The organism is Acidobacteriota bacterium (assembly GCA_016715115.1).
Lineage (GTDB): Bacteria > Acidobacteriota > Blastocatellia > Pyrinomonadales > Pyrinomonadaceae > JAFDVJ01.
Genome location: JADKBM010000011.1, coordinates 1049135 through 1074754 on the forward strand (window position 1 = coordinate 1049135; position 25620 = coordinate 1074754).

At 53.4% G+C, this 25620-nt stretch carries 24 protein-coding genes and 1 pseudogene; 4 read left to right on the forward strand and 21 right to left on the reverse strand.

Annotated features, from left to right (window positions below; genetic code table 11):
• Positions 1-221 precede the first annotated feature (221 nt).
• Positions 222-1019, forward strand: coding sequence for a hypothetical protein (locus IPN69_13215; GenBank protein MBK8811677.1), 798 nt, complete (start codon positions 222-224; stop codon positions 1017-1019).
• 523 nt (positions 1020-1542) lie between these two features.
• Positions 1543-3065: pseudogene (locus IPN69_13220) on the forward strand (IS1182 family transposase).
• Between the two features lie 1222 nt (positions 3066-4287).
• Here IPN69_13220 and cphA read toward each other — a convergent pair.
• From cphA to IPN69_13265, 9 genes are all read right to left on the reverse strand, one after another.
• A complete protein-coding gene (gene cphA / locus IPN69_13225; protein ID MBK8811678.1) occupies positions 4288-6918 on the reverse strand; it encodes a cyanophycin synthetase in 2631 nt (876 codons plus the stop codon).
• Positions 6919-7704: 786 nt separating this feature from the next.
• Entirely contained in the window at positions 7705-8106 is a 402-nt protein-coding gene (locus IPN69_13230; protein ID MBK8811679.1) for a four helix bundle protein, read from the reverse strand.
• 218 nt (positions 8107-8324) lie between these two features.
• Positions 8325-9179, reverse strand: coding sequence for a cyanophycinase (locus IPN69_13235; protein ID MBK8811680.1), 855 nt, complete (start codon positions 9177-9179; stop codon positions 8325-8327).
• A 644-nt stretch (positions 9180-9823) separates the two neighbouring features.
• Complete coding sequence (locus IPN69_13240) at positions 9824-10603, reverse strand: hypothetical protein (GenBank protein ID MBK8811681.1); 780 nt, start codon at positions 10601-10603, stop codon at positions 9824-9826.
• A 150-nt stretch (positions 10604-10753) separates the two neighbouring features.
• Positions 10754-11428: a hypothetical protein gene (locus IPN69_13245; GenBank protein MBK8811682.1), complete on the reverse strand. Its 675-nt coding sequence runs from the start codon at positions 11426-11428 to the stop codon at positions 10754-10756.
• A 23-nt stretch (positions 11429-11451) separates the two neighbouring features.
• The gene (locus IPN69_13250; GenBank protein ID MBK8811683.1) at positions 11452-11829 is read right to left on the reverse strand and encodes a hypothetical protein; all 378 of its coding nucleotides are present in this window, start codon (positions 11827-11829) and stop codon (positions 11452-11454) included.
• A 59-nt stretch (positions 11830-11888) separates the two neighbouring features.
• Positions 11889-12362 carry a hypothetical protein gene (locus IPN69_13255; GenBank protein MBK8811684.1) on the reverse strand — a complete coding sequence of 158 codons (474 nt, stop codon included), beginning with the start codon at positions 12360-12362 and terminating at the stop codon, positions 11889-11891.
• A 197-nt stretch (positions 12363-12559) separates the two neighbouring features.
• Positions 12560-13153, reverse strand: a complete 594-nt coding sequence (locus IPN69_13260) for a hypothetical protein (GenBank protein MBK8811685.1) — start codon at positions 13151-13153, stop codon at positions 12560-12562.
• A complete protein-coding gene (locus IPN69_13265) occupies positions 13150-13449 on the reverse strand; it encodes a hypothetical protein (protein ID MBK8811686.1) in 300 nt (99 codons plus the stop codon). The genes IPN69_13260 and IPN69_13265 overlap by 4 nt, the downstream gene beginning before the upstream one ends.
• 77 nt (positions 13450-13526) lie before the next feature.
• Between IPN69_13265 and IPN69_13270 the strand changes: the two genes are divergently transcribed.
• Complete coding sequence (locus IPN69_13270) at positions 13527-13841, forward strand: winged helix-turn-helix transcriptional regulator (GenBank protein MBK8811687.1); 315 nt, start codon at positions 13527-13529, stop codon at positions 13839-13841.
• Between the two features lie 44 nt (positions 13842-13885).
• Here IPN69_13270 and IPN69_13275 read toward each other — a convergent pair whose 3' ends face one another.
• The 9 genes from IPN69_13275 to IPN69_13315 are packed head-to-tail and all read right to left on the reverse strand — an operon-like array spanning position 13886 to position 20818.
• On the reverse strand, positions 13886-14023 hold the full coding sequence (locus IPN69_13275; GenBank protein ID MBK8811688.1) for a FeoB-associated Cys-rich membrane protein: 138 nt from the start codon (positions 14021-14023) through the stop codon (positions 13886-13888).
• Positions 14024-14025: 2 nt separating this feature from the next.
• Positions 14026-15966 (reverse strand): ferrous iron transport protein B, encoded by a 1941-nt coding sequence (feoB, locus tag IPN69_13280; protein MBK8811689.1) that lies wholly within the window; start codon positions 15964-15966, stop codon positions 14026-14028.
• Positions 15963-16244, reverse strand: coding sequence for a ferrous iron transport protein A (locus tag IPN69_13285; GenBank protein ID MBK8811690.1), 282 nt, complete (start codon positions 16242-16244; stop codon positions 15963-15965). Before IPN69_13285 ends, feoB begins: the two co-directional genes overlap by 4 nt.
• Complete coding sequence (locus IPN69_13290; protein MBK8811691.1) at positions 16187-16639, reverse strand: nuclear transport factor 2 family protein; 453 nt, start codon at positions 16637-16639, stop codon at positions 16187-16189. Before IPN69_13290 ends, IPN69_13285 begins: the two co-directional genes overlap by 58 nt.
• A 47-nt stretch (positions 16640-16686) precedes the next feature.
• Entirely contained in the window at positions 16687-18237 is a 1551-nt protein-coding gene (locus IPN69_13295) for a DUF3108 domain-containing protein (GenBank protein ID MBK8811692.1), read from the reverse strand.
• On the reverse strand, positions 18237-18974 hold the full coding sequence (gene pyrF / locus IPN69_13300) for an orotidine-5'-phosphate decarboxylase (GenBank protein MBK8811693.1): 738 nt from the start codon (positions 18972-18974) through the stop codon (positions 18237-18239). Before pyrF ends, IPN69_13295 begins: the two co-directional genes overlap by 1 nt.
• A 10-nt stretch (positions 18975-18984) precedes the next feature.
• Positions 18985-20205 carry a hypothetical protein gene (locus IPN69_13305; GenBank protein ID MBK8811694.1) on the reverse strand — a complete coding sequence of 407 codons (1221 nt, stop codon included), beginning with the start codon at positions 20203-20205 and terminating at the stop codon, positions 18985-18987.
• 11 nt (positions 20206-20216) lie between these two features.
• Positions 20217-20504, reverse strand: a complete 288-nt coding sequence (locus IPN69_13310) for a 2-nitropropane dioxygenase (GenBank protein MBK8811695.1) — start codon at positions 20502-20504, stop codon at positions 20217-20219.
• An 8-nt stretch (positions 20505-20512) separates the two neighbouring features.
• Positions 20513-20818, reverse strand: a complete 306-nt coding sequence (locus IPN69_13315; protein ID MBK8811696.1) for a hypothetical protein — start codon at positions 20816-20818, stop codon at positions 20513-20515.
• Here IPN69_13315 and IPN69_13320 point away from each other — a divergent pair.
• Complete coding sequence (locus tag IPN69_13320) at positions 20808-21374, forward strand: hypothetical protein (protein MBK8811697.1); 567 nt, start codon at positions 20808-20810, stop codon at positions 21372-21374. The two genes, IPN69_13315 and IPN69_13320, sit on opposite strands and share 11 nt — an antisense overlap.
• 89 nt (positions 21375-21463) lie before the next feature.
• Here IPN69_13320 and glnA read toward each other — a convergent pair whose 3' ends face one another.
• The 3 genes from glnA to IPN69_13335 all read right to left on the reverse strand — a co-directional run bounded on the left by glnA (position 21464) and on the right by IPN69_13335 (position 25425).
• Entirely contained in the window at positions 21464-22885 is a 1422-nt protein-coding gene (gene glnA, locus IPN69_13325; GenBank protein ID MBK8811698.1) for a type I glutamate--ammonia ligase, read from the reverse strand.
• A 107-nt stretch (positions 22886-22992) separates the two neighbouring features.
• Positions 22993-24897 carry a hypothetical protein gene (locus tag IPN69_13330; protein MBK8811699.1) on the reverse strand — a complete coding sequence of 635 codons (1905 nt, stop codon included), beginning with the start codon at positions 24895-24897 and terminating at the stop codon, positions 22993-22995.
• Positions 24898-25002: 105 nt separating this feature from the next.
• Positions 25003-25425, reverse strand: a complete 423-nt coding sequence (locus IPN69_13335) for a type II secretion system protein (protein MBK8811700.1) — start codon at positions 25423-25425, stop codon at positions 25003-25005.
• Positions 25426-25620 lie beyond the last annotated feature (195 nt).

The window sequence follows — 25620 nt, forward strand, 5'->3', positions numbered from 1 at the left end:
TTTCTTCCTCGGTGACGAAGGTGCGGCACTTTCGATACTTGATTCAGTTCCGGAAGGTTCCCGCGCGTTCGCGCCCGCCACACCGGCAATACGGTCCAAACCGGCAACTTCAGACGCGTCCCACTTTGGTCGCCCCATCGAGCGGAAATCTTGCGGAACAGTGGACACTGTTAATTCGCGGCTGCAAAGTATGTGGCGCATCCAACAAAAATAGAACTACGATGAAAATTATGAACGTGTTGAATGCTGCTGTTGTGTGTTCCTTAATTGGTTTTCTTGCAGGAGCGAGGCCTGCTCCCGGACAAACAAATGAAGTACGACCCGAAGAAAGGACAATAACCATAGAAATGACGAACCAGCCTTTGGGGAGTGTTTTTGGCTACCTGATGGAAACCTATGACATACAGATCGGTTTTGAACAGTCAAATTTGGATATAGAAAATTACGATTACAGGTTTCAAACAAATCTGCCTTTCAAAGGGAGATCGTACATCGAACTTGAGGAAGGCGTGACGTTGGATATTGAAGTTGAAGAAGAGTTTGTCGCGAAAAATCATTTTTTCACGGTCAAGGTTCAAAATGGTCCGCTGAAGGCCGCTCTGAATCAGATTGTCCGGCAAATGGAGAATTACAGGTGGGAAGTAAATGAAGGAGTAATTAATTTCGTCCCCAGCTGCGGTCGCGACGAGATACTCGAGGAGCTGCTGGAGACCAGGATTGAGAAATTTCGATTGCCAGGCGGGGGAACCGTTGACGATATAACAAAGGTAATTAAGGGATTGGGGGAATTCTCAATGTGGATGAAACGAAACAATCTCTATTTCAATCCTACGCGAACAGGGTCGAGCATTCTCCTGGAAGCACAGTATGGGCGGAAACTTGAAATTAGCCTGGATTTCTCCGACCTGAGTTTCAGAGAACTTTTGAATCGAATCACAAAGTCCAAGAAAGGCGGCTGGATACTGAAGCGCCGAGTCAAGACGAGAGATGGCAAAGAACAAATCTATCTCGATATCTAACCGAGGTTGTCAGGCTTGCTTCGAGATCAAACGGCGGCCGATCAAGGGCAACGCATCGCCAATCGTTTCTGTTACCTTAACAACAATAAGCAAATCGCGAAAACTAAAATGCTCATCGGAGTCGAATTCCGATGAGCATTTTGCATAAAGACCATAAAACCGACGAATCAGAGATCAAGTTCAGGTTTCTTTCGGACTCGGTACTGAAGGCCTTCGAGGAGGACATTGCGATTTTGGATTTTGGATTTTGGATTCGCGAATTTTCGATTTGCGATCGGTCGAAACTGCGAGTTTCGATCGGGACCGTCGGTGGACCGGCGATCTGCGAAAATCCGAAACCCGCACTCCCAAATGTGTTGGCTTGTCGCGTCAGCGACGCTTGACTCAGCCGTCGCTGACGCGACGAGATACGAATCAACGAGTTCGAGGCTGTCTGAAAAGTCCCCTCGGGTTCGGCGATTTTCGGTCTCGGGAGTGTTGTTTGAATTTCGTCGAGTTGCATACGTGGGTTATAATACTAAGTATGATACACGAGAAAAGGAAGAAGGTGGTCTTCAAGCATTACGATCAGAACCAACCGATGTTGTTGCCGCCGAGCCTGGATGATCTGGTGCCCGCGAACCATCCGGTGCGCGTTGTGAACGAAGTGATCGAGCGGATCGACATCGGCGTGCTTGAGCTTGGGTACAAAGGCGGCGGAGCGTCGAGCTACCATCCGCGGCTGCTTTTGAAGGTGCTGGTTTACGCGTATCTTCGGAATATCTATTCGTCCCGGAAGATCGAGCAGGCGTTGCAGGAAAACGTGCATTTCATGTGGCTCGCCGGCAACGCGAGGCCGGACCACAACACGCTGGCGGACTTTCGGTCGAAGCGGCTGAAAGATCATCTTGAGAAGATCTTTTCGCAGGTCGTGCTGCTGCTTGTCGAAGAGGGGGCGGTATCGTTGCGGGAAGTGATACTGGACGGGACGAAGATCGAGGCGAACGCGAACCGGTACACGTTCGTCTGGGCAAAGACGGTGGAGCGGAACAAGCAGCGGATAAGGGAACAGTTGCGTGACGTGTGGAAGTACGTCGAGCGGGCGAGCGCGGAGGAAGAGCAGGCGCCGAACGAGCCGGATTTTGAGGCGGTGGACCCGGAAGCGGTGACGCGCGCGGTGAGAGCGATCGACGAGGAGTTGCTGAAAGCCGAGCCCGATGCGAAGACAAGGCAGCGGGTGCGGAAATTGAGGCGGAGTTGCCGGGCCGGGCGGCGAAGGTCGAGGCGCAGGAGCGGATGCTGGACGGGCGACGAAGCAGTTCGAAGACCGATCATGACGCGACGTTCATGAGGATGAAGGAAGACCATCTGGGGAACGGGCAGTTGAGACCGGCGTACAATGTCCAGCTGGCGACCGAGGGGCATTTTCTGACCGGGTACACGCTGACACAATCGGCGGGGACACGACCGCGCTGCCGGAGCATGTCGGCAAGATGATCGAAACGTACGGAACGGAACCCGAAAGCGTGACGGCGGATGCGGGTTACGGCAGTGAAGAGAACTACGCCTATCTGGAGAAACGGGCGATCAAGGCATTTGTGAAGTTTCCGGGGTTCGATTCCGGGAAGCCCAAGGGAAGTTCGCGGCAGACAACTTCCAATACGACGCAGAGACCGATACTTACCGGTGTCCGGCGGGGCACGTGATGGAGTTCTCGGAGGATCGCGTGAAGACGACGCAGAACGGCCGGAAGCAAAACGTCAAAATCTACCGGACCGAGGCCTGCGGCGGATGTCCGATGCGGGCCGAATGTTCGAAGGGCGAGGGGGACGGTCGATCGAGCGCAACGAAGAAGTTCTGAGGCACCGGCGCAAGGCGCGCGAGATGCTCGAAAGCGAGAAAGGCGTCGAACGGAGGAAACAACGGTACGAGGTCGAGGCGGTGATCGGAAACATAAAGGAAAACAAGAAATTCAGAAGGTTCTTACTGAGGGGGTTGGCAAAAGTACAGATTGAGATCGGATTGATCGCGATCGCACACAACCTGCAAAGGCTGGCAACCGTCTGAAAAGGCGGAAATGCGCTCGGCGACCGGCCAACTGATGACGGCCGAAGCGGACTCTCCCAAAACAGACAACAGAAAAACGGCAATCCCAGAGACTTTCTGAGTGACTTTCCAGACAGCCTCCTTCACGGCATCGCTACGTGATTCGGATCTTGGCGGCGACTCGCGGCATCGTTGCGCGATTCGGATCTCGTCGGCGACTCGCGGCATCGTTGCGCGATTCGGATCTCGTCGGCGACTCACGGCATCGCTCGGCGATTCGGATTCGGCGGACGGATCCAACCGGGGGGCTTATGGAGAGTCCAGATTCCAAGAGCCGGTCGGTGAAATCAAATGTCCCCCAACGAACCCGGCAGGACGCTGATGTATTTGCCGTCCTTGCGGCTTGCCGCCCGGATGTGCGGAAAGGCTCGGCCTTTCCTTTCAACGCTACCGCAATCCTGCGGCTTTGCCGCCAATATGCAACGGGCGGCGCAGCCGCGTGGACAGAAGGCCGACCCGGAAAGGCACAGCCTTTCCCCACATCCGGGCGGCAAAGCCGCATTGAGTGGCTTGGATTTAGGCGTCGCCCGCCCGCTGACGCAGGCGGTACTGACTTGCTGATCGTCGGGTTGGCGCGTTGCCGCGGCCACCCGAAAGTCCGAAATACCCCAAATCTCGGGCCTGACGCCAATTGTCCGTTTATTCGCATCTTCAGGTTGATCCGCGTCATCCGCGGCAAGGCAATTGTTTTTTTGCAAGTCGTCAGGTTTTTCAAAGAACCCGATTCCTTAAGGTCGCAAACGGGACAACAAAGCAGTGTGCGGCAAGGCGAACGAAACGAGCGTGGCTCTTTGTTGAACAACGCGAAATCATAATGCTGGCGAACGAAACGGGCGCCGCCCTTTGTTGAACAACGCGAAATCATGATGCTGACGAACGAAACGAGCGCGGCCCTTTGTTGAACAACGCGTCATCATAATGCTGCAAGGGTCCAACAATCAACGACTTACCTTCGACCCCTTCAGGGTCGGCGTCCCGTCTGACTAAAATCCTGGGGTTACGCTCCGCTCACCCCAGGCTATTATCTGATTCGCCTTCAGCGAATTCATACAGTTTTTGAAAGCCCCAAGGGGTCACGGCGACGCGCGGAAACATCTCCGCCCCGGTTACCTTTTTGCAACCGAAATCATTCCCTTTGTTGAGTGTTCCGATGCTCGACCGCGGAACGATCGAATCGGTCCGATCATCCCAACATCTCATCGCGGTACTGCTTGACAATCGCGATGTCCTTGTCGACCGAATCCGCAAGGATCGCAACCAGTTCGCCTTTCTTCGCTTTCTTGAAGGCGTGGTAGATCGCTTCCTTTGACTCGTGGACGATCTCGACGACGGGACTCTTCTTCGACGCCTTGATTCCCTTTTGAAGCAGAGCGAGGACCTCCTTTTCAGTTCGTCCGCGAAGGTAATCGCCGCGGCGGATGATGATCTTGTCAAAGGTTTCGCCGGCGAGCTTGCCCATCTCACGGATGTCCTCGTCGCGGCGGTCGCCGACGCCGCTCAGGATACAGGTCTTGTGCTTGAACGGGAGCTTGCCGATGAACTTCTGCAATCCCGCGAATCCGGCGGGATTATGTGCAAAGTCCATCAGAACCGTGAAGTCGCCGATCTCGAGGAAATTTAACCTTCCCGGAGTTTGCGCGAGCGACGGCGTGAAGGTCGTCAGACCGACGCGAATATCCTCGAGCGAAACGCCGTGCACGAAGCACGCGAGCGTCGCCGCGAGCACATTCTGAATCATAAACTCGGCGCGGCCGCCGTACGTCAGCGGGATGTTCAGGGCCTTTTCGATGCGGACCTTCCACTTGCCCTTGAGGATCGTGACATAGCCGTTCTCGTAAACGCAGGAAACGCGTCCGCGGCGAGCCTGGCGCTGTATGTTCGGATGATTCTCGTCCATCGAAAAATAGACGAGATGCCCGTCGACAAGCTCTTTCATACCGTAAACGAGCGGGTCTTCGGCGTTTAGAACGGCAAATCCCTTTTTGTTGACGGAGCGCGGGACAACGGATTTGACGCGCGCCAGATCTTCAAGCGTGTTGACATCTTTCAGTCCGAGATGGTCGGCCGCAATGTTCGTCACGATGCCGATGTCGCAATGATCGAACCCGAGCCCCGCGCGGATGATGCCGCCGCGCGCGGTTTCAAGAACCGCGACCTCGACCGTCGGGTCGCGCAATACGAGCTGCGCCGAAACCGGTCCCGTGTTGTCGCCGGTGACGATCTGATTATTGCCGATATACGTTCCGTCCGTCGTCGTGAATCCGACGTTTTTGCCGCTGTTCCTTAGAATATGCGCGATGAGGCGCGTCGTCGTCGTTTTCCCGTTTGTTCCGGTGATTGAAAAGATCGGAATTCGGGAAGGTTTTCCGGGCGGGAAAAGCATATCGACGACGTGTTCGGCGACGTTGCGTCCGATTCCCTCGCTCGGCGCGAGGTGCATACGAAAGCCCGGCGCGGCGTTGACCTCGATGATTCCGCCGCCGTTCTCGGAAAGCGGTTCGGCGACGTTCGGCGCGATGACGTCGATGCCGGCGACGTCAAGGCCGATGATCCGAGCGATTCGCTCGAAAAGAAAGACGTTTTCGGGATGAACTTCGTCCGTTCGGTCGATCGCCGTGCCGCCGGTCGAAATGTTCGCGGTCGTTTTCAGATACAGAATCTCGCCCTTTGGAAGAACCGTTTCGAGAGTGTACGATTTGGCCCGGATCAAGCGCTCTGTCTGCTGATCGATGGTGATCTGAGTCAGGACGTTTTCGTGCCCGTAACCGCGCCGCGGATCTTCGTTGGTCTTGTCGATCAACTGCTGAATCGTGAGTTTTCCATCGCCGACGACGTTTGCCGGAACACGTTCGGCGACGGCGATCAGCCGGTTGTTGACGATCAGCGCGCGGAAATCGTTTCCGATAAGCTGTTTTTCAACGATCACCCAACGCGAATACTCTTTGGCCTTCGCAAACGCGATCTTCGCGTCGTCGATGGTGTTGATCCCGACGGTCGCGCCTTTGCCGTGATTCCCGTCGAGCGGCTTAATGACGACCGGAAACCCGACGCGCTCGACCGTCCGATCAAGATCTTCCTCGTCACGGATCGAGTAGCCGCGCGGCACCGGAACACCCATATCTCCGAGCAATTTCTTGGTCGCGCTTTTGTCGCCGGCGATATCGACCGAGATCATATTCGTATGCGAAGTGGTCGTCGCCTGGATCCGCTGCTGGTGGACGCCGAAACCGAGCTGGACGAGCGACTGATCGTTAAGCCGGATATACGGAATGTCCCGGCTCTCAGCTTCTTCAACGATCGACCCGGTCGACGGTCCGAATCGGACATCTTCCCGGATCTCGCGCATTTCCTGAACTTCACGCGCAAGTTCGGCCTGCAGTTCGGCGACGGGCTTGACCCCTTCTGCAAGATCGAGAAACATCTTCACGGCGGCGCGGGCCGCGTAGCGTCCGACTTCCTCTTCAAAATAGGCGAAAACGACGTTGTATATGCCGCGTTCGCTGGTTTCCCGGGTGCGGCCGTAACCGACTTCCATTCCGGCAAGCGTTTGAAGCTCGAGCGCGAGATGCTCGATGATGTGGCCTGCCCACGTGCCGCGTTTGACGCGTTTCAGAAATCCGCCTTCTTCGCCATAACTGCAGCCGTGCGACAGGAGCGTCGGCATCACCTCAGTCATCCGCCTGTAAAAACCGCGGATCTTGTTCGACGGATTATCCTCGTACGTCCCGATGTCGAGCCGCATAATGATAAGTTGTTTCCAATACCCGCTCCAATAATTGGGACCGCGGAGTGTTCTGATTTCAAGAATTTCCATATTCGGCTGACTTCAATCATTCCCAAGATTCCAAGAATTCCAGAGGTTCCAAGAATTCCAAGAATTCCAAGAATTCCAGAGAATTCCAAGAATTCCAAGAATTCCAAGAATTCCAGAGAATTCCAAGAATTCCAAGAATTCCAGAGAATTCCAAGAATTCCAAGAATTCCAAGAATTCCAGAGAATTCCAAGAATTCCAGAGAATTCCAAGAATTCCAAGAATTCCAAGAATTCCAGAGAATTCCAAGAATTCCATAGATTCCAAAAATTCCGGAGATTCCAAGAATTCCAGAGATTCCAAGAATTCCAGAGATTCCACAAATTCCGGAGATTCCAAGAATTCCGGAGATTCCAAGAATTCCGGAGATTCCAAGAATTCCGGAGATTCCAAGAATTCCATAGATTCCAAGAATTCCGGAGATTCCAAGAATTCCGGAGATTCCAAGAATTCCAGAGATTCCAAGAATTCCAGAGATTCCAAGAATTCCATAGATTCCAAGAATTCCGGAGATTCCAAGAATTCCGGAGATTCCACAAATTCCGGAGATTCCAAGAATTCCGGAGATTCCAAGAATTCCGGAGATTCCAAGAATTCCGGAGATTCCAGAATTCCATAGATTCCAAGAATTCCAGAGAATTCCATAAAATTCCGGAGATTCCAAGCTTTCCATGGATTTCAAAAATTCCGGAGATTCAATTGGTTTCCAGGTATCTCATTGATTCCATGATTCCAAGAATCTCCAAACTAAGAAATTGTCGAGATTCTACTTTTCAGTGGATTCATTTCTAGTAATTGTCTTCTTCCCAACGTCGACCTTTCATCGGCGTCTTGACCAGATAACTCCGGAGTCGCGAAAGCTGACGACTCGTTTCTTCGAGCTTCCGGTGAAGTTGGAGAAATCGCTGTTCACCAATGTAGTTAAGACGTTTCGCAAACACTAACTGTGCTCTCGCTTCACCGCAAGAACCTTTTGAGATAGACAAAAAGTTCGCGAACTCGCGGTTGCCGTCACGCTCGAATCCTTCCGCGATATTTGAGAAGATCGAAACGCCAGCACGACGAATCTGGTTGCGCAACGCGTAATCTCTCGCAAATTCACCGTTCTCGGTGACGTCGTAAATCAACTCAGCGCATTCGAACGCCAGTTTCCAAACCCCTAAGTCTTCAAATCTCCTAAAAGTAGCCATGTGAGTTCCCCAAATGAGTAACGGAATGAGTGTTTGATAAAGTCTATCATTCCAGTCAAGTTTTGGGCGAAGTTCACGTTCCTGATATCGAACGCTCACACTCTGGCGATCAAGCGCAAAACCACGCTTTCTAGCTCTCGAATCTCGTTTTTTCGATTCCTGGAATATCTGGAATTTGGAATCCGGAATCCTTCAAATCGAAAATCGCAAATCGAAAATCACCTGATATCCGGCAGCAAGAACTCGCTTTCGACGGGCATCAGATGCCGTTCGAAATAGTCGTATTTCAGTCCGTCGCGGAGGATGTGGATCTGTGCGCCGCAGACGGCGAACGGGCGATGGTCATCGACCTCCGCAATCTCGTTGAAACTGATCTCGGAGCCGTCGACGATCGTTACCGTGCCCTCACCGAAGACCTCGAGCTCGCCTTTCTTGTCGAGAATTATCGCGGTGTTCTCGTCGATCCCGACGCCGAGATTGTACGGGTTGTACGAAACTGCGGTCAGCAAACGGCTCATCCGTCCGCGTTCCGAGAAATGCTGGTCGATAATGATGTTCTTAAGGAATCCGAGCCCCGGCGAAAGCCGCACGGCGCTCTTTTGCGGATGCGAGGCCGAATCGCCGCGGACGATCATCGAAGTCGACATTCCGGCAGCTCCGGCGCTCGTCCCCGCGAGAACGATGTCTGTCTCGCGAACGAGCACCCGAAGCTTCTGTGCGAACTTCGTCCCGCCGAGGATCGACGTCAAACGCATCTGGTCGCCGCCGGAAATGAAAACGCCCGTGACGCCGTCCAGAAGTTCGTCGGCATTGGCCTGAAACGCGTCCTGACGCGATGTCACGCGAAGAACTCTGGGAGATGAGACTCCGAGGTGCCGAAACGCTTGCGTGTAAACATCGGCCGCGAATTCAGGATAATCCGACGCGACCGGCACGATCAGGATCTTAGCCTTCTCACCGCCGGCAAGTTCGAGGAACTTTCGCAGGATCCTCCGTTCGTTGTATTTGTCCTCGGCACCGCCGATGACAAGAAGATGACCTCCGAAAACCTCTCGGTCTGATTGAATACTCATTTGTTGGTTTTTGTCGCCCCTGTTTCTTCAATAAGTTATTCGACCGGAAAGCGAACGTCAAGTCATTTACGCTCTTTGGTTTACGATTTCCCGCGAAACAAACCGTTCACGCCCCCGGATCTCCGTGCAATAGCGGAATTCCGTTGCCCGCGAAATGCACGTATTTCCGCGATTGAAGACGACAAGATTCCGGGGGATCAATCCGCGTTGAATCGCGGGCCAGAGAATCATTTCCCGCGAAATACGCGAAACAAGACTTCAACCAAACATTTTTCGCGTCCTTTCGCGTGTTTTCGAGGAGAAGCTCTTCGCAAATTCAGCCGTTTTAGCGCAAGAGGCTTGACGAGCGATTTTGCCGACTTCCGCGTCCAGCGATTGTCATCGATCGGAACGCCGTCGATGCTCACCCGGAACCGGCCGAAGAGGCAGATTTCCAGCGTCTGGAGATCAGAGTCAAGTTCCGTTAATCCGCACTTGCTTACAGTCCGCTCTTGAACAAACATCCGAAGTACCTGATCGCTTCGGCTGAATTCCAATGCGATGTCGCCCGCGATCCAGGCAGAATCGGGGCGATATCGGTTTGAAGTACATTTTGCCTTCCGGCGCTGGCGAATTATGAATTCGCCCGTCACCGTGCCGGACGTTTATTTCTTGGTCGGCTTTGAATCCTCTGGAACGTCGTTGCAGGTCGTATCGTCGAGTTTGATCTCGCCCTGGATCCATTCAATTCCGACTTTTGCCTTGACGACGACGATTCCCTGTCCCATCGGGGCGTCGGTCATCATCAGCGGCGTTCCCTTTTTGAGCTTTATCTCCTTATCGGTTGTCGTGACATAAAAGTCCGCGTTGTCGATCTTAACCTCGCAATCGGCTTTATCGCCCGATGATCCGTCTTTCTTGGGTGAAGCGGTGACTCTCGTCAATTTGCTTTGGCCGCCCTTCTGATCGAAATACATCAGCGTTTTTCCGTCATCGGAAACCGAGACCTTGATGAGCGGGTATTCCTTGCCTTCTTCGTTGAAGAACTTGATCATCTTGTCGGCGGAAACGACGTATTTTGCAGGCGGCTCGCTCGTGTCGTCGTTGACGATGAATTTATAAGTTCCGACGTAAGTTTCGCCCTCTTTTTTCGGCTGACTGAAATCGAACATTATCTTGTCGTCCAAGGCGGTCGTCGTTTCCCATTTCCCGACGATGGCGTTCGCCTTTTGCTCGAGCGGCGACGTTGCCGAAGTCGGCGCGGCCGAGTTCGTATTGGTCGGAGCCGAATTATTGACAGCCGAGTTGGCTGTATTGTTGTTTCCCGTATTGCCGTTCGCGGGAGCGCTCGTGCGACCGCATCCGACGGCAAAAATGATCATCAAACCGACAATTCCCAAACCCAGGAATCGCCGCGAAAAGTTGTTGTTTATTGTCTGTTTCATATTGATTCAAAAAATCGCATGCGGTTGTTTCAAAAGAGCCATTCCGCTTCCGTTTAGTTTTTGCTTGATATCTAACCCTCGATTTGACCAATAAATTGCCCGAATGATCTTTACGGTTTGACGGCTTCGCGTTCCTTGCCGCTCTCATCTTTAGTCAACCGTTTTCAAACGGGGGTATTTCTCGATCTCGCCGTTTTCCTCAGAGGTCAGAACATCATCCTCCACCGTCAACTTCCTGATTGTAGCCCCGAATTTGGCGGTCCCGTCGGCTGAAAATTCGAACTTGTAATGAAACCAGCCTTTGCGTTGCCGCCCAAGAGACCAGGAATAATTATTGGGAGCATCCCGCAAGACAGATATTGTACGCATATCCGTATTTGTCCCGGGGATGCCGACCCAGAGACCGACGATCCGATCCGGCAACGAATCGCTGAAATCGACATTCGTCTCGCGTGATTCAAGCTTCATCCGAATGCTGCCAAAATTCATCGCCGAGTCATCATTTCCGAAGCTTGTTTTCATGCTGATCTTCTTGAAGAAGTTGTTGAGCCATTCAACCTTGTCGTCTTTGATCTGGTAATGAGCCGCAAACTGCAGGTGGCCATCGGAATAGATAAGAACCCTGTTGTCGGCGGTAAAGACATATTTGATCGGCGATGAGTTAATCAACCAGGTTCCGATCAGCTTGTTTTTCAGCGCTTTGGCCGATTCCGACAAGGTCTCAGCTGCCGCGGGAGCTGAAGTGGCGGCAGAATTAGCTGCGCTGGTGTTGGTCGTGTCGGCTGATTCGCGTTTGAACTTAGCCGTTTGATCCCCAATCTGCATCGTCAAAACGTCGCCTTTAACCTCTACTTGGCCATTCGTTTTTCGCCCGATTTCTGGTCTAGAAGTTCAATCTCCTGGTCGTTCAGCCTTTTGTATTTGTAAATTATGCTTTCCTGTTTAGCTGCAATTTGGGTTATTTCGTCCGCGGTGAAAATCGCTTTGGTTGTCGGATCATCAACGTTGATCCACGTTCCGAGCAGATCGTCTTTCAACGGTTGAGCCGTGTTGACATTCGAGTTAGCCGTGTTGGCTTGCGGAGCGGAAGTACTGCCGTTCGCGTTGCTGTTGACCAGATTATTTATCTGCCGGCAGCCGGACAGCAAAATGACTAAGGTAACGAAAACCGGAGCAAACCTGATGATGTTTATGCTGGAGCTTTTTGTTCCGAATGTTCCATTCATAGGTTTTAGCTCTTAAATTTCGCTAATTTCCGCTATATTGAGCCATCTGCTTCGGTCGCCTATTTCTTCTTCGGCGCGTCCTCGGGAGCGTCATTGCAGGTCGTATCGTCAAGCTGAATTTCGCCTTTGATCCATTCATTTCCGACCTTGGCTTTGACGACGATAATTCCCTGTCCCATCGGGGCACCGGTATCGATGATCGGAGCTCCTTTTTTCAACTTCATATCTTTTTCAGTTGCCGAGACATAGAAGTCGGCGTTGTCCGTCTTGACTACACAATCCGCCTTTTCTTCCGACTTTTCGTCTTTCTTCGACGTTTCGGAATTTGACGAGGCCGTGTTCGTGTTGGTTGGCGTTGACGCAGAATTGGTGTTAGCGTTCGTCGTCGTGTTGGTGTTTGTGACAGCGTTGGCGTTTGTCGCGGTGTTGGTGTTTGCGGCTTTGTTATTGTTGACGGCGTTGTTGCTTTGCTGGCAGCCGAACATCAAAAGACAGGCGGCCAATGCTAATCCGATAAAAAGTCTGTTTCTCATTTTGATATCTCCTTCAGGTGCAGAAACACGCACGCAGTCAGTGTGTTCATCTTTCGCTCTTACTGCGTGCGGGCTTCTGCAAGAATCGTCGCCGGCCAGACAAAAAGGCTTGAATCAGCGATTCTTTCATCACCACAGGAGTTGACCGATTCGCTTTTCTGTCTGTCTTTTGACTACCGATTCGCTTACGAATTAACTTATTTTACCCGGGTATATTTGAAGTTTTTCTTTTGGGTTTCGTTATACCAAAGTAAACTATTGCCATTGTCTTCAATTTTCATCGTCGCTTTCCAAGGCGTTCCATTCCAATCTTGAGTTGCCTCGATCGTTTTTTCGTCCACAACGCGATAGGTATGTGTCTTACCGCGAGTCTGGGAGGATTCGATTTTGTTTTCGGTGAAAGTTAATGTTTCGTTTCCGTCCGTCCACTTTCCGACAAGATCATTCTTAAAAACCTTAGCTTCCTCGGTTAGGGGAACTTGCTCTTTAGTTGCGGTAGCGGTATTGGCCGCGGAATTGCTCGCCTGATTGTTGGTGTTGGCGGCAGGTTCGGTCGGAAGCGCCGATGAGTTGGCGTTAGCATTGCTGTTTGCCGTGACGTTGCTATTCGCATTCGCATTTGTCGAAGCATTGCTGTTTGCTGTCGAGTTACTGTTTGCCGGCTTGTTCACCGCATCATTTATCTGTTGACAGCCAGGCATTAATATAACGAACAGGCCGAGGATCATCAGCAAGCCGGCGATCCGATTGTTTGAACTTCCGAGTACTTTAGTCATTTGTGTGTTTTTCATTGGTATCCTTCTTCTAGCTCCTTTGTTTCCTTCTGAGCCAAACGCTCCACTGTTGCGGCCAGCGAACTGAGGCACACGAATAACGCGCCCGTCCCCGCTTCACTGAAATGCACCGGTTCCATTTTGATGAATTTGAAAATGCGTCGTTGACCGATTCCCTGCAAAACTGTGGCCTGTTCGATCGACAGCATCGAATCGCCGCATTCGGGACAAACGATGGCATTGCCGGGCGCCGCATATCGGACGACATAGCGGCGCGTGGTCGCGACGTACTCAATTTTGCGTTTGATCACCATTTTTACCTACCAGTTCATCGATAGTCAATATTCGCAATCGATGCCACAAAATACCGGCGCGCGCTTTGGATGTCTGGATGTTTTTCGGATTATTTTTGGATTTCTTTCGGATTCGGTTGGATTTTCCGTTTTTTATCGGACTATTTCAAAATTGCGACATCTCGAAACGGTCGGAGATCTCTTTTATCAGCGGAAATTTTCAACGAAAAACTATGCTTTACCGGTTCGGCTCGTTTCGTCTTGACTCGTCCGATCGTCGTTTTTGGCGCCCGGAGAACCCGGTAACGCTCAAACCGAAACAGTTCGACCTGCTTTTGTATCTGGTCGAAAACGCGGGTCGCGTGACGACAAAAAATGAACTGCTCGATCGTATTGTCTGGCTGTTTTCTTGAAAAGAGGATTTACGCCGCGACCAAGTCGTGTCCCAAGCGAAGAATCATTTTCCGCATCCGCAATCTTCGCCGCATCCATCCTTTTTCGGACGCGATCCCGCGATCTGCCGGCGAACGGTCAGCAGGACGTAGCCGACGGCTCCGAGCACGATGAGGACAACGATCAACGTCTGGACTGACATTTTCAGAATCCGAGCAATTTCCCACCCTGATAGGTCACAAAGGCGGCGAGATACGCGAGCCCGGTCATATAAACGATCATAAATGCGGGCCACCGCCAGGAATTGGTTTCACGCCGCACGATCGCGACGGTCGACATACATTGCATCGCGAGCACAAAAAAGACCATCAGTGTCAGCGCCGTGAGCGGCGTCCAGGTCGGCTTACCGTCAGCGTCGCGGGCGTCGTGTATCGCCGAGATCAGCGTCTCCGATTCTTCATCCGCGCCCTTCCCGACGTTGTATACGATACTCAGGGTCGAAACCAGAACCTCGCGCGCGGCGAAACTCGCGATCAGTGCAACACCGATCTTCCAATCGAACCCGAGCGGCCTGATCGCCGGTTCAATCGCCTGTCCGAGCGTTCCTGCAAAACTATGAGTCAACTGGTAGGATTCGGGACTTTCGGCAATCCCCGCCGGCGGCGCGGATTTCGGGAAATACATCAGCGCCCAAAGCACGATCGAGATGGCAAGAATGACGGTTCCGGCACGCTTTACAAAGAGCCACGCGCGCAAAAACATATTCTGCATCACATTCCGCAGATTCGGCAGGCGATAGGGCGGCAATTCCATCACAAACGGTGGTTGCGACGATGTCCGGAGAACGCTCTTTTTGAGGATCAGGGCGACGACGAGCGCGGCAAAGATCCCAAGCGCGTACATCGCGAGCATAAGGACCGCGCCGAGCGATATGAACCCGAATACGGTCTGACCGGCGAAAAACGTCGCGATCATCAACGTATAGACCGGAAGACGCGCCGAACAGCTCATAAACGGCGCGATCAGGATGGTCGCCAAACGGTCCTTCGGATTCTCGATCGTCCGGGCCGCCATTATCCCCGGAATCGCGCAGGCGAAACTGCTCATCAACGGTAGGAAGGCTTTGCCGTGAAGTCCAACGCGCGACATCAGCTTGTCGAGCAAAAATGCGGCCCGGGCCATATAGCCCGAGTCTTCGAGAATGGAAATGAAAAGGAACAAAAGCAGGATTTGAGGCAGAAAGACGAGGACTCCCCCGACGCCGGCGATGATCCCGTCAACGATCAGATCGGTCAGAATACCCTCCGGCATATTCGTCCGGGCGAGATCGCCCAATGCCCCGAATCCTTTTTCCAGAAGATCCATCGGAATGTTGGCCCACGAAAAGATCGTCTGAAAAACAACGAGCAAAACGGCGACGAGGATCACGAGTCCGAAGAACCGGTGAGTCAAAACGCGGTCCAACTTTTCGGAGAAATTATGGGCGTCAAGATCCATATGCTTGACGCTTTCCTGAACGACCTCGGATATGAAACTGTACCGCGCAAAGATCTTCGCATTCTGGCTCGTTTCGGCCGCGGTGTTCAGGTTGTCGGGCACGGGCCTTCGGCTGTCGATCATTTTGGCCGCGGAATCGGCCAACTCTTCAACGCCGCGGCCGGTCGACGCATCGACCGCGACCACCGGCACGCCCAGGAGTTTCGAGAGTCTCCCAGTATCGATCTGGTGTTTCTGGCGCTCAAACTCATCGATCATCGTCAGCGCGACGACGGTCGGGATCTGAAGTTCGAGCAGTTGCGTGACGAGATACAGGTTGCGTTCGAGATTGGTCGAATCGACGGCCGCGATCACGACGTCGGGGTGCGGAAGCGAGGAATCCGCGCCGGTCAGAACATCGCGGGCGATCTGTTCGTCGAGCGAGGTCGCATCGATGCTGTAGAGTCCGGGCAGATCGATTATCCGTGCCGGTTTGTCGCCGACAAGCCAGTTCCCTTCCTTTCTCTCGACCGTCACGCCAGGATAATTCGCGACCTTCTGCCGCATTCCCGTGAGCGCATTGAAGAGCGTCGTTTTTCCGGCGTTCGGGTTTCCGGCCAACGCGATTATCAATTCGCGGGTCCCGTTTGGATTGACGTTCTTGTTCATTCGGTGACTTCGATCGTTTCCGCCTCGTTTCGCCGGATCGCGAGGCTGTAACCGCGGACCCGAATCTGGATCGGGTCGCCGAACGGAGCCGCCTTTACGACACGCACCGTAACGCCCGGAACGACGCCCATTTCCATCAGCCGCTTGGCGATCATACCCTCGCCGCTGACATTGACGACCTTCGCCGTGGCGCCGATCGCGAGTTCCGAAAGGAGCGTTGTCACCTGATTCCTTCCTTTTTCGGCTTCAGTTCCCACAAAACGTTGACTATCAGCCATTTACCATTCACCTTCGCGATGTGCATATAATCGACCCAGTCACGCATTTCAAGTTTGACGGTCGCCGCGTTGCCGGTAACATCGAGTATCTTGACGTCCTTTTGCCGATCTTTTTCGGGAGTGTTCTTGCCGTAGCCCGCGCGCGTCCCCTGGACGAGACCGAGCGCGCTCAACTCATCGAGGCGACTTTGGCCCTTGTCGTTCGTCACGGCGCGGCGCTTGGCAAGGTCCGGATGAAGCGCGCTCTCCATCTTCAAGGGATCTCCCGTGTACCAGCCGTCGGCGTAGTTCAACGCCGCCTGGGTGATCGCCTCGCGGTCGCTTTCGGATTGCGCCGCAATCTGAAGAGTTGCGGTTAAAAACAATGTCGCAACCAGAAGAATTGCTTTTCTCATGATTTACAAATTGTAAATCAACTGAAAACCAATTTCAATTACGTGCGTTAATTGGATCTTGCGGAGGATTCGCGCGAGAGGTCCGCCTGATACGCGCCGACGGCAAACCTCAGGGGCGTTCGCCGTTGATCGTTGCTCAGCCAAAAGCGTATATTGAGCGCGTCGAGTTGCGGATTGCCGGTGAATACCGTCACAAGTTGTGCCGGAACCTTTTCGCCGCGGAGCGTGATTATCTGTGCGTTCGACGGTCGCAGCATAAAGACGTAGAACTGATTTCCGAAAAGAACGGCTACCCTCGTGTCGTTGACCGGATTCGTCGCGTCCTTGCTCGGCCTGAGATTGAAAGACCGCGCGGCGTAGAAAAGTGAAAGCAGCGAATGAGTATTGACCGGGATCTGAACTTGCTGGTTTCCCTCAAGCGTCGCCGTCCCGCGATCCTGGTCGAATCTCACGATCTGATTGAGCGAACCCAATTGCCCGTTGAACTTGACCTCACTTTGAAGCGGTTGGAGATCCTGCGGATCGACCCACGATTTGAAAACATCTCCCGTGCGGAACAAGTTCGATCCGTTCTCGGATCCGGTGACCGTCGCCGTCAGCAAAAGTCCGTCTCGTTTGATACCGTTCAGCGGCAGTTGTCGTCGCTCTTTCGCTTGGAATTCAATTGTTCCGACGGCCTGGCCGCCGCTCGCGATCTTGAATTCGAGCGTCTCGCCCAGCGAAAACGGAATCTCCGATCCAAGCGGTTGATCGTCGATGTAAGGTTTCGGCGTCGCTTTGGGTGTCGGGCTCGGCGTTGCGGCCGGGGGCTTGGTCGGGCTCGGCGTCGGCGAAGCGACCGGTTCCGCAGCCCTCTCAAGACCCGCCAACGAGATTCGAAACTCGCCGCGGCCGGCGCGGAACCGAATCAAAACGGGAAGCCGGTCCGGATCATTGCTGAAGTTGATGCGTACGTCTGAAACACCCGCTTGCGTAAAGAACTCGCTTTGAAGGCCCGAGACGGTCGTCTCGAACTCGCCGGCGTCCGTCTTGACCTTTTCGACGACTCCCGGCACCGCGGTAACGGTGAAACCTTTGCCGTTTTCGAGGATCGGGAAATTGCCGGCGCCGCCGGATTGCCGGACGCGATAGATCAGGGACAGAAGATCGTAGCTGGTTGATGGCTGATCGAGGAAGTTAGAGATCGTTTCTTCGGGAAACACCCCCGAATTCTTCGTCGACTTCACGTAAAGCGGCAATCCCGTGTCCGGTGCGACAAAAACCGTGCGCGATTCGTCGATCAGATAATACGCCGCGGCGACAAACTCGAAAGTCTTGAATTTCGAGCGGAGCTCAACCGCGTCGCGGCCTCCGATCTTGCCGCTCGAAACGACTTGAATCTCAGCGTAGCCGGCGTTCCTGTACTGGTCATAACTTATCGTGTAGGTGAGTTTCTCGCCCGACCGAAAACCGTCCCTCGCGGCGCCCCCAGCCGACGGCAAAAGAAGGCCGTACGCGGCGAGAACGAATAGCGTTGCGAGGATCGCGGGTCGCCGAAGGCCCGCATCGCGAAGACCGAAACCAGATCCAACGCGATTTATGTTTCTATGAAGTTTCATCAGCCGTTCTCGATCTCAGAAATAATGTCACGCACCGCGGCTCTCCGATCCGCCGCGTCAAGGATCGGACGGCCGATCACAAGATAATCCGAACCCGCCGCAACCGCTCTCGCCGGAGTCATTACACGCTTTTGATCATCGGAAGTTCCACTTCTAGGATCCGGCATTCCCGTTCCGGGCCTGATGCCCGGAGTGACGATCAGAAACCCGGCGCCGAACTGCTTTCGGATCAGTTCGATCTCGAGCGGTGAAGCGACCACGCCGTCCAACCCACATTCTGCCGTAAGTCGAGCTAAATTCAAAACTTGCGAAGACATATCGCCTTTGATTCCGACTTCGGCAAGAGTCTCCGAACCGGAGCTCGTAAGGATCGTGACGCCGATGATCTTCGGGTGGGACAGCCGTTCCCTTTCGCAGAATTCCCTAACCTCGGCAACCGTTCGCCGCATCATTTCACCGCCCCCGAGCGAATGTACGTTGAACATCCAAACACCGGTCCGCGCGGCCTCGATCGAGGCCTTCGCCACGGTGTTCGGAATATCGTGAAACTTGAGGTCCAGGAAAAGCCTGACTCCCCGGCCGACCAATTCTGAAACTAGCGAGGTGCCGGCCGCGGTAAACAACTGCAAGCCGATCTTGAAGGCGCCGACCTCGCTTTGAAGTTCATCGACAATAGATCTTGCGGCGGAGGCGCTCGGCACATCGAGCGCGACGATAATCCTATCTCTTGCGTTCATTTCACCTCGATCAAATCATATCTAAGATCCCGTTCAACAGATCGCGGCAGAAACGCCTGATCCTTGGCGCGCCGCCTGAAAGCAGCGAGTTCTTCCGATTTGAGAAGTGCCGAAAAGGCAACGCGGCCTGCGTTCCGAACAGCTTTCTACCCTTTAGAAACTCGTGGCATTGCGCACCGGGACTTTTCGCTTGTGCAGCGTGTTCGAACGCTTCCATCTCATCGCCGGGCTCGTTTTGGATCCGATGAACGACACTCTTCATAAACCACGCGTCAGCATAATCCTTGTCGAGTTTTGCAGCGGCGTTCAAATGTCGGAGTGCCATCGAATATCGTTGAAGCTGGAAATAAGCGCATCCGATGAGATATTCGAGTTCAGCGTGTGTTGCGGCGGCCGAACTCTGCTTGAGGGCCGCAATGCACTCGGTCCAGTTCCCTTCATACGCCGCGAGCATTCCCCAAACGAAATTGGTGACGCCGGCCATCCCTTCGATGTTGACCAGCAAACTCAAGCTTCGCCTGGCTTGCTCGAGATTCAGCAGTTCGGCATTTACAACCCCCGACAAAAGGAGTCCGTGGCGATCGTCAGGCGAGACCAACAGTGCGGCGCTGAGAATTTCCGCCGCCTTGCCGTACCGGTCCGCGACGAACAACTCCCACGCATATCTGAGGTGCAACGCGACGTTTTGGGGCGACAAAACACGCGCTCGCTCGAGCATCTGCAAGCCTTGGCGCTCGTTTCCTTCGCCTAGCAATCGCGCGCTTTCGTTGACGAGTTTTGCGAGCAATTCCGAATTCTCGCCGCCGTGACCGGCGATGATCCGCTCGGCCCTGCGATCCGAGGCGGCCGATGCCCCATCCGAAACCGGTCCGGGATCGCGCAGAGCATCCCAGGCGTTTCTGATCTTTTTTGCCTCATCGGTGTTCAGCAACCCCAAGATCCCGTAAAGTTCTTTGATCAGATCGCGCTCTTCCTTCAGGAGTTGGCTTTGATCGCGCAACAAATCGACCGTCCCGCGCAACGCCTCGGACAGCTGCGCTTGCCGCAGTTCCAGGATCGAAACCCGTTCGAGAAGATGATCTTCGTAAAACGATGGCGTTTGGTTCGTGTCGTACTGCAAAGATGTCGGGAAGATCACCAGCAGGAGCCTGGTCCCGCATTCGGCGCAATGCGAATCATTCAGCGAGTTTGCCGCGCGGCAGTTCTGACAATAAACGGTTGAGTCTTTCAATTTACTGGAGGTCAATCAAGGTCGAGCGGATTCTTGAAAGGCAAGTGCTTTTCGCCTTCGGCGCGTTTCAGCGCCTCATTGAATTTCTCTTCAAGCAGGCGCTCGCGGTCTTTTTGAGAAGACATCTCCTGCGCGAACAGCTGATCTCGCAGGTCTTTCTTCTTGCCTAGTTCGCTCTGCAGATCTTCGAACGATCCGACCAATTTCTTCTTTTCTTCGTGGGCGAGAAGCGCGCCGGTCTGAGAATCGATCGTCAGAGCGGCCTCGCAACACGGACACAAAACGGTGAATTTCTCCATAATGCTCCTTATTCGGGTTTCTTTTGATCTTTGAGTTCCGGGTCTTTCGGAGTTTCGGGTGTGACTTTTATCCCGATCGCTTCCAGGATAGTGACCGGCGAAAGAGATCGGAAATTCTCCATTTTTGCGGCCGGCGCTTCGACGACCTTCCCGTTCTTGAAATACACCGAATACTTCGAATCCCGACCGAGTATTTTGCGTTCGACTTTCAGCAGTCGCGGATGATTCTTGAATTCGCGAACCTCGATGAAGTTGCCCGACTTATCCATCGTCGATGTGAATGTCGATTCATCCGGCGCCGGAATGGCCGCCATCGTCGATGACTTCAGCTCGCGCCGCGAATTTGACGCGTCTGAATCGACGTTCGAAGGGGACACGGAATTCGAATTATTATTGATGCGTGAATTGCCGGGCGTGTTCGTCAACGCATTCGCCGGTTTAACGCTTACGTTGGTCGGATCCGGTTTTGACTCGCTGCCGCCGGAGCATCCGACGAGTGAAAGCGCGAAAACCACTCCGCTCACAAAAATGATTGCTGACTTCCTCATACAATTCCCCGCGCAGTTAAAAAAACACGGCATCTCCAAAATACCGAATTACGATATTCGGTGCAATCAGCGTTCGCGAGGTTGTCGCCGAATCGACGTTTGTCATTCTGCCGGCCGGTTTTCGGCGACCAAACAACTTTACGGACTGATCAACTTTTACATCTGCACTAACTTACGAAAAAGACACTTCTCTTCGGCGCAAAAACTGCGGCAATCTGTCGCTTACTTTCTGCGTCGCGCTTTACACCCAAAGCAATTGATGTCCGATTCGCGTTCGCGTTGCACGATCCGTTGCGCGGCACTTATGTTGCGTTGGCGCTAAAGAATTTCGAGAGCATTTGTTGGTGGAAACGAGGCCGTCCGAGAACTGAGTTCTTGGACGGCCTCATTTTCGGTCGATCGGATTCGGGGCTAAATATCGTAATACATCGCGAACTCAAGCGGGTGCGGACGCAGACGCATCGGCTGGATCTCGTTCTCGCGTTTGAACTTGATCCAACGTTCGATCATCGAAGTGGTGAACACGTCTCCCTTTAAGAGAAACTCGTGATCGCTTTCGAGCGCCTTCAACGCATCGTCCAAATTCCCGGGCAACGACGGCACGTTCGCCAGTTCTTCCGGCGGAAGATCATAGATGTCCTTGTCGAGCGGTTCGCCCGGATCAATGCGGTTCTGAATCCCGTCAAGTCCGGCCATAAGCAACGCCGCGAACGTGATGTACGGATTGCAGCTCGGGTCCGGCGGACGGAACTCAAGCCGTTTGGCTTTCGGCGACTGTGAAAACATCGGAATTCTGACGGCCGCCGATCGGTTGCGCGCCGAGTAAGCCAGATTGACCGGCGCTTCAAAGCCCGGAACCAGCCGTTTGTAGCTGTTGGTCGTCGGCGCCGCGAAGGCCACGATCGCCGGCGCGTGCTTCAGAAGTCCGCCGATGTAATGCTTGGCCATCTCCGAAAGGCCGGCATACTGATCGCCGGCAAAAAGCGGCAAACCGTCTTTCCAGAGCGACTGATGGCAGTGCATTCCCGAACCGTTATCGCCGTAGATCGGCTTCGGCATAAAGGTCGCCGACTTCCCGTGGGCAACCGCGGTGTTCTTGACGACATACTTGAAAAGCATCAAATTGTCGGCCGTATGGAGCAGATTGGCGTATCTGAAGTCGATCTCGCACTGTCCGGCCGTCGCCACTTCGTGGTGGTGGCATTCGACGTTGATCCCGACTTCGCCGAGAATCGTCGAAATGGTGTTTCGCAGATCGACCAGCGAATCCATCGGAGCAACCGGAACGTAACCCTCTTTCGCGCGAATATGGTAGCCGAGGTTCGGAGACATCTCGTTTCCCTGACGGCCCGAATTCCAATGCCCTTCTTCCGAATTCACGTAGAAGCCCGCCGAATGTTGTCCGGCGTGAAAATGCGCTTCGTCAAAAATGAAAAATTCGGCCTCGGGTCCGACGAAGATCGTGTCCGCGATCCCGGTGAACTTCAGATAGCTTTCGGCACGAACCGCTACGGAACGCGGGTCGAGCCCGTAGCCTTCCTTGGTGATCGGATCGACGACGTTAGCGATCAGACAAATGGTCGTGTCTTCCGCAAACGGATCGACCCAGCATCGCGAAGGATCCGGGATCAGAAGCATATCCGATTCGTTGATCGCCGCCCAACCTCGAAGGCTCGACGCGTCAAAACCAAAACCGTCTTCGAAACTGTCTTCTGTTAACTCGCTGATCGGATATGTAAGATGATGCCAGGAACCAGGCAGGTCCGTGAATCGCACGGATACAAATCGCGCGCCCTGTTCGGCGGCGTAGTTAAGAACATGTTTTGCGTTCATTTATTCTCCTTAAATTAAATGATTAAGATAATCGGGGAAGATCGTCTTTTTTCACACGCAAAAGTTATCCCAATTCTACAACATTGAACAGGCACGTCAAATTCCGTCTACGGATTATAAACTTCGACTTTTTCCTCGGAAGCGAAGCCCACCGCTCGCCCTTTTTCGTTAAGGAGATGGACGCGCTTGAATCCTTTCTCGGGGCCGATCGAGAGGATCTTCTTGAGGGTTTCCTCTTTTCTTTCAAGGGGCAAATCACTCCAAGTATTCAAGGCCACGCCGAAAAACGTTTCTTCATTTATCCGCGCTGACTGCAAAACCTCTTTCAATGAAGAATTCTCGATGTTGACCTTCTTGACCTTCGGCGATTGTGCTCCGGCGACTTCCTGAGTCTTGGCTTCGGCCCAGAAATAGACTCCGACGCAAGCGAGTACGGCAAAAATCGTCAATCCGAGCAACCACTTGTTGACCGCCCACAGTCGATTCGTCTGCGTTCGGATCTGCTTTCGCTGACGCGGCTCTTCGGCCTTCACGTGGACTTCGACAAGATTGGATGCCTCGACCGCTTGTACCCTCTCCTTGAGCAGATCAACCAGCTGGAATGTCTTGACGGTTGAGTCGGAAATCGCTTGATCGTGGAGAAAGCCGTATTTTTCTTCAAGCGCGACGGCGTTCACCCCGTTTCGTTCCGCCTTGATGAGATCGACGTAACGATTACCGATCTTGATGTTGGCCTCAATCGAAGCGACGGTAATGAGCGGCGCGAAAAAGTTCTCTTGACAGCCTTCCTTCAACATCCGGAGACGGTTGAAAAAATCACTCCCGATCAACTCATCAAAGGTCGCGGTCGATTCCGCTTCGTTGATGAAATCCTGGAACTTCAGTACCGCGATCAAAACCTCCGAATCGTCATCGGCGGCATTATAAACTTGGATACTCGACCAATCGGCATAGAGGTCCTTGAGTTGTGCGATCAACTCCTCGCGCGGGAACATAAGCTCCCGTTTTTCGTCCTCGGTATCAGCGCTGAAAAGGCGCGTCAGAACTAGATCGAATTTGTTGCGAACCGGTTCCGAAAACGGCGAATTCCGATAGAAGCGGCCCATCGCGATGAGCGCTTGCGGACTAAGCGCCGGTTTCGTCGTTTCACAGTATCGGCGCAAATGGGCGACGGAAACGTGCCGGTCGCGATGGGAAAGCGACGAGTACCAACTCTCGGTTTCCTGCATCAGTTGAAACTCGGCGCGCGAGTGTTCGGCAGACCTCGTGTCGCCCGACACCTGCATAAAATCGTGAAGCGCCTTTTTCACCGGAATGTCGTTGAACGGCTTCGGAACGATCTTCATCTGTTCGCGCTCGACACCCGAAAGAACGTGATCGACCATCTGCAGTCCGGTGACCTCATCGATCGCGCGCTTTTTGAAATACTCCTTGTGGTTGACGATCGGTCGCTTGTCGGCGCTTCCGAAACTCGAACGCGGATTCGATGCGAACGATGTCCGACCCGCCGGCGAGGGATTCATCGGCAAAACCGGCATCGGCGGTTGAGCGATCCCGGCCGGCCTGGGAGGCTGAACATCGAATGCCGTCGGTGACTGGCCGGATACGCTTGGAAGATCGGAGTCATCCGCGCCGAATGTCTTTACCGGATCCGACGGTGCGGGTTGCCCGATTTCAGCGAACGCTTCCGGGAGATCCGAGAGCGACGACAGAGGCTGCACGGCAGGCTCGGACGGAACCGTTTCGGTGATCGCCGATGGTCCGAACGCAATATCCGGCGTATGCTGAATCGGGTTTATCGTCGGTGCGAATGAAGCCTCACCCGGAGCGCCTTGCTCTTCAAAACGGGAAAGTCCGCCTTCGGGATTCGAAGACGGAGCAAGAGGTCGATTTGCTTGCGCCCGGAAATCGGTGGGCGCAAAAAAATGTTCGCGCCCTTTCGTATCCATTACAGTTTCTTCAAGCAGATTCTCTTCTTTGAGCTCTTCGATTAGATCTTCAAAAACGTTCATTTTAGTGGTGATTCGGGAATGAAATTCGAGGGCGGGAGGAAACGGACAATTAAGATATTACCGTTTTTTTCTGCTGAAAGGAAGAAGTTTTTCCGGCAGACCGGACTATGGACTTAACTGAACAATTTCGCCCGTCTGATTGAGCCGGTACGAGATCGGAGGAAGGCCAACGCCATTGAAGCCCGAAGCGATGATGACGTATTCATTCTTCAATTCGGCGTCGGTCGGCACCGCCGGACTCATTTCGATGTAGAATTTCCCTTTGCCAAGTCCGTTTCCATCTGCCACCCCGAGAGATCCGCCGTGGAGAGCGTTCAGTTCGCTGAGGCGCGCGAACCGTCCGTTCTGAGAGTAGTAGCTGACCTGGGAACTGCTAATCGACCGCAGATTCGCGTACATAGTGCCGTTGTCGGCAGAACGCATTCCCTTCTGGAAGTTCGGGATTCCAATCGCAGATACGATCCCGATAATGACCACGACCAACAGTAGTTCGACAATTGAGAATCCGCTTTCAGCTCGTTTTTTCATATGACTTGCTCCGACAAATTGAATGCTGTTTGACAAATAATGTCACTCGGCTCTGACAAGTTACGACATTCTGGTCGCTTTGTTTGCGTCGAACGGCCAATAATTCAAGGGTGAAACTGCCGTTTCTCATCACCTGCCGCGTTTTCCAATGGCAAAGGCCGTGCCACATCGATCGAAAGAGCGAAAAGCGATTCC

Excerpts from the sequence above, each read along its gene's own strand:
- pyrF (MBK8811693.1), bottom strand. The coding sequence starts at position 18,974 with ATGAACGCAAGAGATAGGATTATCGTCGCGCTCGATGTGCCGAGCGCC.
- glnA (MBK8811698.1), bottom strand. The coding sequence starts at position 22,885 with ATGAACGCAAAACATGTTCTTAACTACGCCGCCGAACAGGGCGCGCGA.
- feoB (MBK8811689.1), bottom strand. The coding sequence starts at position 15,966 with ATGAACAAGAACGTCAATCCAAACGGGACCCGCGAATTGATAATCGCG.
- IPN69_13235 (MBK8811680.1), bottom strand. The coding sequence starts at position 9,179 with ATGAGTATTCAATCAGACCGAGAGGTTTTCGGAGGTCATCTTCTTGTC.
- IPN69_13255 (MBK8811684.1), bottom strand. The coding sequence starts at position 12,362 with ATGAGAAACAGACTTTTTATCGGATTAGCATTGGCCGCCTGTCTTTTG.
- IPN69_13270 (MBK8811687.1), top strand. The coding sequence starts at position 13,527 with ATGTTTTTCGGATTATTTTTGGATTTCTTTCGGATTCGGTTGGATTTT.
- IPN69_13285 (MBK8811690.1), bottom strand. The coding sequence starts at position 16,244 with ATGGCTGATAGTCAACGTTTTGTGGGAACTGAAGCCGAAAAAGGAAGG.
- IPN69_13260 (MBK8811685.1), bottom strand. The coding sequence starts at position 13,153 with ATGAAAAACACACAAATGACTAAAGTACTCGGAAGTTCAAACAATCGG.
- IPN69_13315 (MBK8811696.1), bottom strand. The coding sequence starts at position 20,818 with ATGGCGGCCATTCCGGCGCCGGATGAATCGACATTCACATCGACGATG.
- IPN69_13290 (MBK8811691.1), bottom strand. The coding sequence starts at position 16,639 with ATGAGAAAAGCAATTCTTCTGGTTGCGACATTGTTTTTAACCGCAACT.
- IPN69_13295 (MBK8811692.1), bottom strand. The coding sequence starts at position 18,237 with ATGAAACTTCATAGAAACATAAATCGCGTTGGATCTGGTTTCGGTCTT.
- IPN69_13250 (MBK8811683.1), bottom strand. The coding sequence starts at position 11,829 with ATGAATGGAACATTCGGAACAAAAAGCTCCAGCATAAACATCATCAGG.
- IPN69_13265 (MBK8811686.1), bottom strand. The coding sequence starts at position 13,449 with ATGGTGATCAAACGCAAAATTGAGTACGTCGCGACCACGCGCCGCTAT.
- IPN69_13310 (MBK8811695.1), bottom strand. The coding sequence starts at position 20,504 with ATGGAGAAATTCACCGTTTTGTGTCCGTGTTGCGAGGCCGCTCTGACG.
- IPN69_13330 (MBK8811699.1), bottom strand. The coding sequence starts at position 24,897 with ATGAACGTTTTTGAAGATCTAATCGAAGAGCTCAAAGAAGAGAATCTG.
- cphA (MBK8811678.1), bottom strand. The coding sequence starts at position 6,918 with ATGGAAATTCTTGAAATCAGAACACTCCGCGGTCCCAATTATTGGAGC.
- IPN69_13245 (MBK8811682.1), bottom strand. The coding sequence starts at position 11,428 with ATGCAGATTGGGGATCAAACGGCTAAGTTCAAACGCGAATCAGCCGAC.
- IPN69_13320 (MBK8811697.1), top strand. The coding sequence starts at position 20,808 with ATGGCCGCCATCGTCGATGACTTCAGCTCGCGCCGCGAATTTGACGCG.
- IPN69_13275 (MBK8811688.1), bottom strand. The coding sequence starts at position 14,023 with ATGTCAGTCCAGACGTTGATCGTTGTCCTCATCGTGCTCGGAGCCGTC.
- IPN69_13335 (MBK8811700.1), bottom strand. The coding sequence starts at position 25,425 with ATGAAAAAACGAGCTGAAAGCGGATTCTCAATTGTCGAACTACTGTTG.
- IPN69_13240 (MBK8811681.1), bottom strand. The coding sequence starts at position 10,603 with ATGAAACAGACAATAAACAACAACTTTTCGCGGCGATTCCTGGGTTTG.
- IPN69_13215 (MBK8811677.1), top strand. The coding sequence starts at position 222 with ATGAAAATTATGAACGTGTTGAATGCTGCTGTTGTGTGTTCCTTAATT.
- IPN69_13230 (MBK8811679.1), bottom strand. The coding sequence starts at position 8,106 with ATGGCTACTTTTAGGAGATTTGAAGACTTAGGGGTTTGGAAACTGGCG.